Genomic DNA, 13,185 nt, shown 5'->3' with positions numbered 1-13,185 from the left:
TTACTGCCTTTCGGTCATTATCGTTCGGGAAACGGCGGGGGCAGCCTCATACCAGCCCTTCGAGCGGTTCACGATCCAGACGACCGAAAGCATGACCGGAACTTCGATGAGGACGCCGACAACGGTTGCCAGCGCAGCACCTGACTGAAAGCCGAACAGGCTGATGGCGGCCGCGACCGCGAGTTCGAAGAAGTTGCTGGCGCCGATGAGTGCGGAAGGCCCGGCGACGCAATGGCGCTCACCCGTCATGCGGTTCAGGAGGTAGGCGAGCCCCGAATTCAGATAGACCTGGATGAGGATTGGAATGGCGAGCAGGCCGATGATGGCCGGCTGGGCGATGATTTGCTCGCCCTGAAAGGCGAAGAGAAGAATGAGTGTCGCGAGCAGCGCCGCCAGAGAAACCGGCTGCAGCTTTGCGAGAACGCAATCCAGCATCCGTGAGGTTCCGTCAGTCATGAGCCGATGCCTGATCAGCTGCGCAAGGATGACCGGAACGGCAATATAGAGCGCAACAGAGAGAACAAGCGTATCCCAGGGTACGGTAATGGCGGAAAGGCCAAGCAGCAGGCCGACCACGGGAGCAAAGGCCACGACCATGATCGCATCGTTGAGCGCGACCTGCGACAGCGTAAACAGCGGTTCACCGCGTGTAAGGTTGCTCCAGACGAAGACCATGGCGGTGCATGGAGCCGCGGCAAGGATGATCAACCCGGCGACATAGGAATCGATCTCACCAGCCGGAAGATAAGGCCGGAACAGCCAGCCGATGAAAAACCAGCCGAGCAGCGCCATCGAGAACGGCTTGACGGCCCAGTTGATGAACAAGGTCACGCCAATGCCGCGCCAGAACATGCCGACCTGCGAAAGAGAGCGGAAATCGATCTTGAGCAGCATCGGAATGATCATCAGCCAGATCAGGATCGCGACCGGAATATTCACTTTGGCGATCTCGGCCGCAGCGATGAGCTGAAAGACGCCGGGCATCAAATGGCCGAGCGCGACACCGGCGACGATGCACAGAAACACCCAGACGGTCAGATATCGTTCGAACACGGACATCAGGCCGACTTTCCTTCAGGATTGGTGGTTCCATCCAATGCACCGATCTGTCGAAGCTGTGTTTCCAGCGCCATTCGGTCGATGGATTGCAGAGGCAGGCTGACGAAAGCCGCGATCCTGTTCTTGAGGAAACGCGCGGCCTGCGCGAAGGCGCGCTGAACCTCGATCTCCGAGCCAACCGCAGCGGCGGGATCCTCTATCCCCCAATGGGCCGTCATAGGATGGCCGATCCAGACCGGACAGGCTTCGCCGGCGGCGCTGTCGCATACCGTGAAGATGAAATCCATCCGTGGCGCATCCGGCCCGGCAAACACGTCCCAGCTTTTCGAGGTGAAGCCGCTGGTGGGATACCCCAGCACCGCCAGTTCCTTCAGTGCGTGAGGATTTACCTCTCCCTTCGGCCGGCTGCCGGCCGAATAGGCATTGAACCTCCCCTCACCTTCCTTGGCGAGAATGGATTCGGCAAGAATGGAGCGAGCGGAATTGCCCGTGCACAGAAAGAGCACGTTATAGATCTTGTCGGTCATGGTTTCGGTCCGTGGTTAGATCGGTGGTCTGGCAAGCCCCGCGATCGAAGCAGAAGAGATGGTGGATACCAGCCCGGCGGCGTTCATGACGGCTTCGCCTGCGGGCTGCAGCAGGGTGTCAGCTCGGCAATCAAAGGCGCGCAAAGCTCGGTCGAACCACCGCAGCAATCCTTCAGCAGAAACAGGGTCAGCAGGCGCAACCCGTCAAGATCGGCGCGATAGATGATAGACCGGCTCTGCCGCTCACTCTTGACCAGACCGGCCCGGGAAAGCGTGGCGAGATGCGCCGACATCGTGTTCTGGGGAACGTCGACAAGACGCGCAAGCTCACCGGCTGGAATGCCATCCGGCTCGTGGCGCACGAGAAGCCGGAAGGTCTCCAGGCGGGTAGATTGGGCGAGCGCGCCAAGCGCGGTTATTGCACTACTATTATCCATATATCCAGAATAATGGATATATTGAATATGTCAAGTGACGGACATCGTCATGGTCGACAGGCCAGACGAAGAAACTCCCCTCGCCCTGCCCCTGAAAGCGCTTGAACCAGCTTCGCGTCGTAAAGCCGCGACAACGACCGTCCTTGAGACCGCAGTCCGGTTTTCCGGGACTATTCGGTACGGGCCTATGCCCCAGCCGTTGCCGGCGTCGGACATCGTCCGGTTTCATCCGCTGCATTGGAATATTGCCGTGCCGCCAGGAAGCGGCCGATGATGAGATGCATCATATCGGCCTCTTTCAGGGGCCGGAAATCGGGATCGACCGCCAGACGCGAGAAAACACCGTCTATCAATGCGGCGATCCAGGTGGCGGTGCGCTCGGCGTCGAGATTGGCGTCGATCTGTCCCCGCTCCATTCCCTTGCGCACGAGATCGGCGAGGCCCGCGCGAATTTCCTGGTCGGCGGTGCGTACAATCGCATGAATGGCTGGATTGCGAATGGCTTCGGAAGCGATTTCCAGCACCAGCCGGGCATAGGTCGGATCGGTCGCAAGCTCCAGCGAGGCGTCGACGAAACCCAAAATCGCACCGAACTGATCGTCCGCCGCGCCGAGTTCGGCGAAATAGTCAGCGGTTTCCCGTCGCTCTTCGGCAACGATCGTTTCGATGATCGCTTCCTTGCTGGCGAAATAATGGAAGAGATTGCCGGAGCTCATGCCGACCGCCGCGCAAATCTGCGCCGTGGTGGTCTGGTGAAAGCCGTTTTGCGCGAAGCAGGTAATGGCGGCCTCGAGAATCTGCTGCCGCTTGGCTTCATGCTTGGCTGGATCCAGCTTGCGGGCCATGATTGCTCCCATAAATTAATTGAGCACTTAGTCCATTAATTATATCATGATTGCCTGTCAATCCGCCTTACCCGTAAAAGGCGAATTGGGAGCGGAGAAGCACCCGCCCGAACCGGATTTTCGGCTGCCAGGCGTATACTGCGGCACAGGAGCGGGTTTGATTGCGTCTTGAAGGAACAGGGGGGCGCACTCATGGCGGCGATTTCGCCAGCGCGCGTGCGGCCGGGCTGAGGAAAACCCAGAACACCAGCAGGCAGAGCGTGGCGCTGAGCCCCCACAAGAACCAGACGGCGCCAGCGGCTTCCAGACCGAAACCGGCGATCAGCACGGCAAGCGGCGTCGCCATCATCGCAATCGCCGCCGTGGTTCCAAGCACGCTGCCGCGGATCGCGGCCGGCGCGCGTTTCAGAAACGTCGCATTGGCGAGCGGGCCGAGCGCCCCGGTGGAAAGGCCGATCAGGGCGGCCGCGATGAGCAGCGAGGGACCGCTCTGAAGGAAAGCGATGAGGCCGATGGAAAACGTCGCGCCAGATATGCCGGCGAGCAGCACGGCCCGGCCGTTCCACGAGTGGCCGCGAATGGCGAAAACCACCGCCGACAAAGCCGCCCCTGCCCCGGAGACCGAGAGAAACAGCCCGAGATCGAGGACATCCGCCCCGCTCGCCTTGAACAGCACCGGCAGGACAACGGCGTTGAGCGCCCCGAAAACTGCCAGCATCACCATGGCGACGATAAGCAGAAGACGCAGAAGCGGCTCCGTCAGCAGAAAGCGCAGACCCGCAAATGTCGCATCGCCGCTATCCGCACCGGCGGATTTGCGCCGATGACGCGGCAAACAGATCGCGCCGATCATGGCGGCGAGCAGCGAACAGGTCGCCGTGATCATCAAGGCATATTCCATCCCGAAAGCGGCAATGGCGATGCCCGCGACCGGCGGGCCGAAAATCATCGCCGCATTTTCAAGCAATTCATCTATCGAGGTGACCCGCTCGATCGGCATTCGCGCGATGCGGGCAAGTTCCGGCACCCTTGTATCATGGGCGATCATGCCCGGACCATCGAGCAGCGCCCCGACCACGATCAGGCCGAGCAGAAGGCCAATATCCATCTGCCCCGCCATCATGAGCAAGGGAATGGCCGCGACACTCAGGGCGCTGGCAAGATCGGCGGTAACCGCAACGATGCGCGAACCGAAACGGTCGACGATGGGGCCGCCGCAAAAAGCACCGATAACCAGCGGTATCATGCCCGCCGCCGCTGCTATCCCCGTCCAGGCGGCATTGCCGGTCAGGGACAGCACGATCCACGGCAGCGTAACGGCCGCCACCGCATTGCCGAAAAGCGACAGGCCTCCGGCAAGGATGACGCCATACAGCGGCGCACGGCGATGTGGAAGACCGAGCCCGCGAAACCCGGCCCCCGAAACCGTTTCGAGTTGGCCGCAGGACGTCGCAAGAGGTATCGTCTCAACCGTGCTGCTGTCTGAAGGCATCGCACTCTCCAAGTTTCATCGGCTCCCGGCGCTGCCGGTAAGGATGAAGGCAGTAAAATATCTGGCCACTCGGGCTTCGGGACCGGACAGGTGCGAACATGTCCCACCTTGCCTTCCCCGATTGGCTCTTTCCGACTTGGTATTTTATTAATTAAGTAGTCAGTCTATTTATTGCGGCGAATGTTTTTTTGTCAAGCGGGCGCTGAGAAAAATGACATGACGGCGAAAAATGCCGTGCGGGATCACATGTTCAGTGCCGCCGGGGTGTTGGGCCAGAAGCTGACTTTGGTGGATTTGTTGTGCATCACATACGCGACAAATTGGCTCCCCGGGCCGGAGTCGCTCCTCCGCCCTCGTTCCTGTGTCGGTCGCAGAAATCCGGCCGACGCGCGTCTGCGCGGAGAAAAGACCGTTCCCGGCCAAGGATTAAAACCAGGAAAGCAAGATTATAAAAATATAATTATATCAATATATAAAACAGACAATCTAATGTAGTTTCAAAGCTCACCAGACGCCTCCCGGCGTCTCAAATCCAGTTCTTCGCTATAGCGCCTCAGCGTATGGCTTTCGGTAAGCAATCCGACAGGGCGATTTTCGATCTTGTCATTGACGACGACCAGCGCTTCGCTCTCCGCCGCATCGAAGGCTGCCGCCGCCTGGCGGGCATTCATGGTCGGCAGCAACACATCGTTCTTGTATTGCAGATAGGTTTCGAGGCTGATCTTGCCGGGGTCGCGATCCATCGGGTCGGCGTAAATTTCCGGCACGAGGACGATACCGGCATAACGCCCGTCATCATGGGTCATGATTACCCGTTGCGTCGAACCGAGCGGGAACTTCTCCTTGAAGGCCGGAAGGCCCATGCTGACATTGGCCTTGCGGATATCGGCGCGCATCATCCTGCCGACCGTCAGGTCGCGGATCCAGCCGATATCATGGGCGCTGCGAATGCTCTCGCCCCGCAGGTGAAAACGCCAAGTGGCGAAGGAGTAACCGAAGGTGGTACGCACCACGAGCGAAGTGGTGATGACAGCGGCAAGCACCAGCGCCGTGATCTGGAAGTCGCCAGTCAGTTCCAGCGCCAGAAACGTCATCGTCAGCGGACCGCCGATGATGGCGGCGGCAAAGGCGCTCATGCCGATCACCGCATAGACGATGGGCGCTGTCGACCCATAACCGATATAGGGTGCGCAGAGCGCGAAAATCTTGCCGAGCAGCGAGCCCATGAACAGCGACGCGAAAAACAGGCCGCCACGGAAATTCGAGCCGATGGAAATGGCGCTGGCCGCCGCCTTCAGCAGGAACAGCCCGGCCACCCCGTATATCGTCAGTTCCGCATCGATATTGAGATGCAGCGCGCCATGGCCGCTCGACAGCACCTGCGGTGAAATCAGCGCAAGCCCACCCACCGCCACGCCCCCGATGGCAGGACGCAGCCAGCCCGGAATGGCGCTTTTGCGTGCGGTTTCTTCGATGAAGGACACCGCCTGCATCAGCACGATGCCGATGGCCGCACATACGACGCCGAGAAAGATGGCGGGCACATAATCCGCCGGTGTTACACGGCTGGCATCGACAATATCGATCGAGATGCCATGGCCGCCGATAATCCCGATGACCGTCGTCGCCACCAGTGCCGAGACGATGAGCGGCGCAAGCGTCACCACGGTATAGGTGCCGATGATGAGTTCGATGGCGTAGAACGCCCCGGTCAGAGGCGCGTTGAAGGCGGCCGCAATCGCGCCCGCCGCACCGCAGCCGACGAGGATACGCATGTCCCCTCGCCGCAGCTTCAGTTTGATGCCGATCTTCGAGGCGACGCCGCTGGCGATCTGGGTGTAACCGGCCTCAAGCCCGACGGACGCGCCAAAACCGTTGGAGACGATATTCTGCACGCAAACGATGATGCTGTCCGTCAGCGACAGGCGGCCGCCATGCAGCGCATTCGCCTCGATGGGGTCGACCATGGGTTTCTTGCGGGTCTTCGAAAGGATGAAGATAATCAGGCCGAGCACGATGCCGCCGATGATCGGGCCGGCAAGCACGATCCGTCCGGAAAGATCGCTGCTGCTCAGCCGCTCGACGCCGAAAACCAGCATATGCAACGCTGTGCTCAAGGCGCCGATCAGCGCCACCAGAAGGCCCGCCGCAATGCCGATGAAGACGGCAAGGAGCACCAGTCCCAGTTCGCCGCGCCGGAACATCGCCCGCAGGCGACTGGCGCGCAGATTGTCGAAGAAGCTCGCCATACTGGGTGCACGGAAAGGCTTGGTCGACATGCTGTTCCTTTTCAGGCGGCGTCAGGCTGCTTCGATCTCGATCTCGAAACGCATCTGGTCATAAGCCGGTTCGACATGATCAGGCGTTTCCCGCATCACCGTCTCATAATCGAGCGGAATATGCATGTGGGTCAAGATCGCCCTTTTGGGTGCGAATCTTTCGATCCAGCCAAGCGCCTGTTCCAGCGAAAGGTGGCTGGGGTGATAACGGTGCTGCAGCGCGTCGATGACGAGGACATCGAGACCGGCAAGCTTCCGCAGGCTTTCTGCCGGAAAATCGCTGACATCGGTGCAATAGGCGACGTCACCAATACGGAAGCCCAGCGAATGCACATCGCCATGCTGCTGCATGTGCACGTTGAATGGGATCGGCCCGCCTGCCCCATCGATGATCAGCGCCGCGTCGATATCGGCGATGATCCGCGGTTCGACGATGGGCGGATAGCTGCTGCCCGGCGGGGTCTCCAGGCAATAGGCGAAACCGTCCTTTATCCGCGCCATGGTAATGGGATCGGCATAGATCGGAATGCGGTTTTGCTGAAGGGCGAAATAGATGCGCAGATCGTCGATACCGTGCAGATGGTCGGCATGGGCGTGGGTGTAAAGCACCGCATCGACCGCCTCCACCTTCGCCGCGATCATCTGTTCGCGAAAATCCGGGCCGGTGTCGATGACGACAGTCGTCCTGCCGCCATCCGGGCCGATCTGCTCCACCATGAAGGCCGTTCGCGTGCGCCGGTTCTTCGGGTTTTCGGGATCGCAGGCGCCCCAGTCGCCGTTGATGCGCGGCACGCCGGGCGACGACGCGCAACCGAGAACCGTGAAGCGACGACGGTAGATTGCCACATCTACACCCTTGTCATCTTGGAAAAGCAGCGGAAGGCGTTTTCGGTGGTGATTTCGGCCATGCGCTCATAGGAAACGCCATGCACCTCGGCCAGAACCTCAGCGGTATTAACCACATAGGACGGCTCGTTGCGCTTTCCCCGCCAGCGCTTCGGCGCAAGATAGGGCGCATCCGTCTCCACCAGCAGCCGGTCCAGCGGCACGGTGGCGGCGATATCGCGGATGTCCTGCGATTTAGGGAAGGTCAGAATGCCGGAAAAGGAAACATAACCGCCAAGCTCGACACCGGTTTTCGCCAGCTCGGGACCAGCGGAAAAGCAGTGCAGGATGAAGGGGAATGGTCCCTTTTCGCTTTCGGCGCGCAAAATAGCGGCCATGTCGTCATCGGCGCTGCGGCTGTGGATGACAAGCGGCAGCTTCGTTCGTCTTGCGGCCTCGATGTGGCGAATGAGGCCGGTCTTCTGGTCTTCCGGCTTCTGCGTATCGTAGAAATAATCCAGACCCGCCTCACCGATCGCCACGATCTTGTCATGGCTCTCCGCCAGCCGCACAAGCTCGTCGGCGGAAATATCCAGTTCCTCATCGGCATTGTTCGGATGCGTGCCGACCGAACAGAAGACCGACGGATATTTTTCCGTGATCTTCAAAAGTTCGGACAGCCGGCGCACCCGGGTCGAGATCGTCACCATCTGGCTTACACCCGAAGCATGGGCGCGGGCGATGATATCGTCGCGCTCAGCCTCGAAATCGGGAAAATCCAGATGGCAATGCGTATCGATCAGCATGGGTCTCGCCTTCACGCTTCCGGTGCGACGTAACGCGGGAAGACTGGCTTCGGTGCTTCCAGTGGCGTGCCCGGAACCAGACGGCCCGCTTCGCCGAGTGCCGCAAAATCACGTTTGTCGGCAGGGGCAGCAACGAGATCCAGCAGCTTCTCGCAGGATTCCGGCATGAAGGGTTGCAGGAGAATGCCGATCTGGCGCACTACTTCTGCCGTAACGTAAAGCACGGTGCCCATGCGCTCGGGATCGGTCTTCTTCAGCGCCCACGGCTCCTGAGAGGCGAAATAGCGGTCGGTTTCCGAGACGACGGCGATGATAGCCGCAAGCGCGCGGTGAATGAGCTGCTTGCCCATTTCCTCGCGGCAGAGCGCCAGCAGCCCGTCGGCGGAAGCCAGCATCGCCTTGTCTTCTTCGGTGAACTCACCGGGCGTCGGGATCTGACCATCGCAATTCTTGACGATCATCGACAGCGAACGGCTGGCGAGATTGCCGATACCGTTGGCAAGATCGGCATTGATGCGGGTGGCGATGCCCTCTTCGCTATAGCTGCCGTCCTGGCCGAAGGAGACTTCGCGCAGGAAGAAATAACGGACCTGATCGAGACCGAAATGGTTCACCAGATTGGCCGGATCGACGACGTTGCCGAGCGATTTCGACATCTTCTCGCCCTTGTTGAGCAGGAAGCCATGCGCATAGACCCGCTTGGGCAGCGGCAGCTTCGCGCTCATCAGGAAGGCGGGCCAGTAAACCGCGTGGAAGCGGATAATGTCCTTGCCGATGATATGCACGTCGGCGGGCCAATATTTGGCACGCGGGCCGTTTTTATCCTCGATGTAACCCGTGGCGGTGATATAGTTGGTCAGCGCATCGACCCAGACATACATGACGTGCTTCGGATCGTTCGGAACCTTGATGCCCCAGTCGAAGGTGGTGCGGGAAATCGACAGGTCTTTCAGACCGGATTTGACGAAGGAGATGATTTCGTTGCGGCGTTCTGCCGGGCCGATGAACTCCGGGTTCTCCTCATAGAGCTTCAGCAGCTTGTCCTGATATTCGGAGAGCTTGAAGAAGTAGCTTTCCTCCTCCACCCACTCGACCGGCGTGCCCTGCGGCCCGTAACGAACGCCGTCAGCGCGCACTTCCGTCTCGTCCTCGGCGTAATAGGCTTCGTCGCGCACGGAATACCAGCCGGCATAGCTGTCCTTGTAGATATCGCCGCTATCGGCCATCAGGTTCCAGATATTGCGTGAGGTCTCGTGGTGACGTTCTTCCGTGGTGCGGATGAAATCGTCGTTCGAAGCGTTGAGCAGCTTGCCCATCGCGCGGAACTGGTCGGAATTGCGCTCAGCCAGTTCTTCCGGCGAAATGCCTTCCGCCCGCGCCGTCTGCTGCATCTTCTGGCCGTGTTCGTCGGTGCCGGTCAGGAAGAACACATCCATTCCATCCAGGCGCTGAAAGCGTGCCATGGCGTCCGTCGCAATCAACTCATAGGCATGGCCGATATGCGGCTTGCCGTTAGGATAGGAGATCGCGGTGGTGATGTAGAATGGTGTCTTGTCTGTCATGACGGTCTATCGACTTTACAGGCTGTTTTTTGGATAGACCGCTCTTAAACCATTGTTCGCAGCAGCGAAAGGCAGAGCGTACGTTTTGTACGACAGCCTGCAGACAAAGCGGATTTGGCGAGCGCTTGGCATCCGCACTACCGTCACCCCGGACCTGATCCGGGGTCCAGCGCGATCAAGTCCTTGATCGCAAAAGACTCTCTTCACGGCGCGGACGCGCCGTGGCTGGATGCCGGATCAAGTCCGGCATGACGGAGGAGAATTTATGCACCGTCGAATCGTACATTCCGTACGATGCCTCGCCTTCAAACGCCGCGAATATCTTCCAGAATGGAAAGCACCATCTGCTTCTTGTCGAGATTATAGGCCTGCGCCACGGTGATGCGTTCCGAGAGTGCCGAGGAAAGCCGTGCATGTTTTTCCGCCGCCGCGATATCGCCCGCCATCGCCGCCGCCCGTGCGCGCTCCATGAGCTCTTCCGTCACATGCTCCATGAAGAAGCCGAGGACGATGTCGCCATCCTTCTGCGCCAGAACCTCGGCAAGCTTGTGCATCAGCTTGCGCACGCCGGGCCCTTCGGAAGCCATGACCTCCGCAAAGGCCTCGACAATGTCGGAGCCGCCGTAATTCATCAGCTTCAACGCCTGCGCCACGCTGCCCTTGGAGGCGGCAAGCAGGGCGTCGCGCTTTTCGCCTTCCGGGCTGATGCCGAGATGATCGAGAGATTGCACCATGGCTGCATCGGAAAGCGGCAGGAGCCTCAACGGCATACAGCGCGAACGGATGGTCGGCAGCAATTTTCCCGGCGCATGCGACAGGACGAGGAACATCGCCCGTTTCGGCGGCTCCTCCAGTATTTTGAGGATCGCATTCGCGGCGTTGCGATTGAGATCGTCGGCGGGATCGATGATGACGATACGCCAGTTGCCGGTACCGGAGGTCTGCGAAAAGAAGTGCCCTGCCCGCCGCACCTCGTCCACGGTGATGGCGGATTTCACGCGGCCGGTCTTTTCATCCACCGGACGGGTCAGATGCAGCAGATTATGCGAGGCCCCGGCCGTGATCTGGCGGCTGACCAGCGATTGCGGATCGGGATCGGCGAGAAAATCCGGCGCCAGCGACGGATCGGGATGGCTGAGCACATGATTGGCGAAACGGAAGGCAAGCGTCGCCTTGCCGATCCCCTCCGGCCCTTCGATCAGAATAGCATGATGCCCCTTGCCGGAGCGATAGGATTGCGCGAGGAAGGCTTCCGCTTCCTCATGTCCGAAAAGCTTCGTGTTCTGCTGCGGCGCAATCGCACCGTCGAGAACGCCCTGAACCTCACTCATGCGCCGCGCCCGCCGCTGTTTTCAGCTGTTCGAGCAAGGGTGCGACGAAGGACATGACATCCTCCGCCACTTTTTCTTCCGGCTGATCGGCGTTGACGATCCGACAACGACGCGGCTCGGCGAGCGCAATATCCAGATAGGCCTCACGCCGCTTCTCGTGGGTCTCGATTTCCTCTTTTTCGAACCGGTCCGGCGCAGCGCCTTCATCCGCGCGCTTTCTGGCGCGGGCGAGCCCCTTTTCGGCGGCGATATCGAAAATCAACGTCAGTTCCGGCACGACACCGTCAATGGCGATACGTTGCAGTGTCTCGATAAAATCCGGCTCCAGATTGCCGGTCGTGCCCTGATAGACGCGCGACGAATCGAGGAACCGGTCGCAGAGCACGATCTCGCCGCGCGCAAGCGCCGGGCGAATGACCTCTTCGACATGGTCGTTGCGCGCCGCCGCAAACAGGATCGCTTCCATGCGCACCCCGAAGGATTCCGCAGCACCCGAGAGAAGAACATGCCGAACGGCCTCCGCACCCGGCGAGCCGCCCGGCTCGCGCGTCACGACCACCTCGAAACCACGGCCGCGAAGCGCCTCGGCAAGCGTGCGAATCTGCGTCGACTTGCCAGCGCCTTCGCCGCCTTCGAAACTGATGAACAATCCGGTCTTTTCGGCCAATGTCACGTCCTGCAGGGGTTTCCTCGAATTCGAAATGCCTGTTTACAGCATCGAACCGAAATCTGTGAAGCGGTTTTCAGAAAATCCAGTGCCTGAACAAAAGCATAGGAACAAGGCCGCCCGTGGAACAGGCTTTCAGAGCCAGAACAGCAACAGTTCCTTCAGCGCGCCTGTCGCATTCTGGGTGAGAGACCCCTTGCCGACCGCCGCATTAGTATAAAGCGGTACTTCCCGCAACAGACGCTCGCCCGAAAAAATCTTAAGCGTTCCGGCATTCGCCCCGACGTCCAGAGGCGCATTCAGGGGCCAGCGATAGACGATACGGCCGGAAATACGATCCGGATTATTGACCGGCACAAGGACGCTCACATCTTCCTTCGGCGAAAGATCGATATGCGAAACATCGCCGCCATAGACGCTGACCGACCCGACCGCTTCGTCCTTGCTGAAGAGATGGCGTTTTTCAAAGGCGGTCAGGCCCCAATCCACCACCCGGCGGGCCTCTTCCTGCCGCGTCTTGTCGTCCACGATGCCGGCAAGCGCCAGATAGACCCGGCGGCCTTCCCGCTCGGCCGAAACGACAGCCGCAAAACCGCTGCCTTCCGCAAAACCGAGACCGAGACCGTCGATACCGCTGCCGGGCATCAGGAGCGTATTCTTGTTGCGCTGGAAAATCCGGTTCCATTCGAAATCCGGTTTGGCGAAAAGCCCGTAACGCTCGGGATAGGTGTCACGCAGATGTTGCGCAAGACGCACCATGTCCCTCGCAGTCGTGCGGTTGCCGGGGTCGGGAAGCCCGGTCGAATTGGTAAAGGTACTGCTGCTCATGCCCAGTTCGCCCGCCCGCACAGTCATGCGCTTGGCGAAGGCGGCATCCGAACCCGCCATGCCTTCGGCAACGACGATGCAGCCGTCATTGGCGTTCTGCACGATGATGCCGGTCAAAAGATCGTTGATGCTGACGGAGGATTTCAGCGCCGCGAACATGGTCGAGGTGCGCGAGGGCGCGCCGCCCGTGCGCCAGGCATATTCGGAGACGGGGTAAGCCGTCTCTGCCGTCACCTGCCCCTTTGACAGCGCATCCAGCACCACCTCAACCGTCATCAGCTTGGCAAGCGACGCGGGCGGAAAAGGTTGATTCTCGTTTTGCGAAAGAAGCACCGTGCCTGTTTCGGCATCGATCATATAGGCCTGTTCGGCCTTTGCGATGAAGGGGCCGGTCTGCGATTGCACCGGGCCTGCACTGAAAAACGCAAACGCTGCCGCTGCGACGACCGAACAATAGGAGCGATGAATGGCCTTGCGCATGAAACCGCCCAGTCCTGCCTGCCGTAACCGGCTGCCCGCGATAAAGG

12 protein-coding genes are annotated in these 13,185 nt (G+C 60.1%); all 12 read right to left on the bottom strand.

The features are described from left to right. The gene (gene arsB, locus L904_RS11370) at positions 1 to 1,059 is read right to left on the bottom strand and encodes an ACR3 family arsenite efflux transporter (RefSeq protein ID WP_035260518.1); all 1,059 of its coding nucleotides are present in this window, start codon (positions 1,057 to 1,059) and stop codon (positions 1 to 3) included. After that, positions 1,059 to 1,586 carry an arsenate reductase ArsC gene (locus L904_RS11365; RefSeq protein WP_059762546.1) on the bottom strand — a complete coding sequence of 176 codons (528 nt, stop codon included), beginning with the start codon at positions 1,584 to 1,586 and terminating at the stop codon, positions 1,059 to 1,061. Before L904_RS11365 ends, arsB begins: the two co-directional genes overlap by 1 nt. Before the next feature lie 83 nt (positions 1,587 to 1,669). Then, complete coding sequence (locus L904_RS11360) at positions 1,670 to 2,023, bottom strand: helix-turn-helix transcriptional regulator (RefSeq protein WP_035259343.1); 354 nt, start codon at positions 2,021 to 2,023, stop codon at positions 1,670 to 1,672. Positions 2,024 to 2,208: 185 nt separating this feature from the next. Beyond that, positions 2,209 to 2,868 carry a TetR/AcrR family transcriptional regulator gene (locus L904_RS11355; protein WP_082707605.1) on the bottom strand — a complete coding sequence of 220 codons (660 nt, stop codon included), beginning with the start codon at positions 2,866 to 2,868 and terminating at the stop codon, positions 2,209 to 2,211. Between the two features lie 190 nt (positions 2,869 to 3,058). After that, positions 3,059 to 4,360, bottom strand: a complete 1,302-nt coding sequence (locus tag L904_RS11350; RefSeq protein ID WP_035259983.1) for an MFS transporter — start codon at positions 4,358 to 4,360, stop codon at positions 3,059 to 3,061. 497 nt (positions 4,361 to 4,857) lie between these two features. Beyond that, a complete protein-coding gene (locus tag L904_RS11340) occupies positions 4,858 to 6,639 on the bottom strand; it encodes a chloride channel protein (protein ID WP_035259988.1) in 1,782 nt (593 codons plus the stop codon). Between the two features lie 21 nt (positions 6,640 to 6,660). Next, the gene (locus tag L904_RS11335) at positions 6,661 to 7,485 is read right to left on the bottom strand and encodes an MBL fold metallo-hydrolase (RefSeq protein WP_035259991.1); all 825 of its coding nucleotides are present in this window, start codon (positions 7,483 to 7,485) and stop codon (positions 6,661 to 6,663) included. Between the two features lie 2 nt (positions 7,486 to 7,487). Next, on the bottom strand, positions 7,488 to 8,270 hold the full coding sequence (locus L904_RS11330; RefSeq protein ID WP_059762545.1) for a TatD family hydrolase: 783 nt from the start codon (positions 8,268 to 8,270) through the stop codon (positions 7,488 to 7,490). Between the two features lie 11 nt (positions 8,271 to 8,281). Beyond that, positions 8,282 to 9,832, bottom strand: a complete 1,551-nt coding sequence (gene metG, locus L904_RS11325) for a methionine--tRNA ligase (protein ID WP_035260711.1) — start codon at positions 9,830 to 9,832, stop codon at positions 8,282 to 8,284. Between the two features lie 305 nt (positions 9,833 to 10,137). Next, entirely contained in the window at positions 10,138 to 11,163 is a 1,026-nt protein-coding gene (locus tag L904_RS11320; RefSeq protein WP_035260710.1) for a DNA polymerase III subunit delta', read from the bottom strand. Then, positions 11,156 to 11,830 (bottom strand): dTMP kinase, encoded by a 675-nt coding sequence (gene tmk / locus L904_RS11315; protein WP_035260709.1) that lies wholly within the window; start codon positions 11,828 to 11,830, stop codon positions 11,156 to 11,158. The genes L904_RS11320 and tmk overlap by 8 nt, the downstream gene beginning before the upstream one ends. A gap of 135 nt (positions 11,831 to 11,965) precedes the next feature. After that, the gene (locus L904_RS11310) at positions 11,966 to 13,138 is read right to left on the bottom strand and encodes a D-alanyl-D-alanine carboxypeptidase family protein (protein ID WP_035260708.1); all 1,173 of its coding nucleotides are present in this window, start codon (positions 13,136 to 13,138) and stop codon (positions 11,966 to 11,968) included. Positions 13,139 to 13,185 lie beyond the last annotated feature (47 nt).

Source organism: Agrobacterium sp. LY4, assembly GCF_001526585.1.
In the GTDB taxonomy this organism is placed as follows: domain Bacteria; phylum Pseudomonadota; class Alphaproteobacteria; order Rhizobiales; family Rhizobiaceae; genus Agrobacterium; species Agrobacterium leguminum.
The sequence above is the reverse complement of the archived record's forward strand: the minus strand, read 5'-3'. Positions and strand labels throughout refer to the sequence as shown.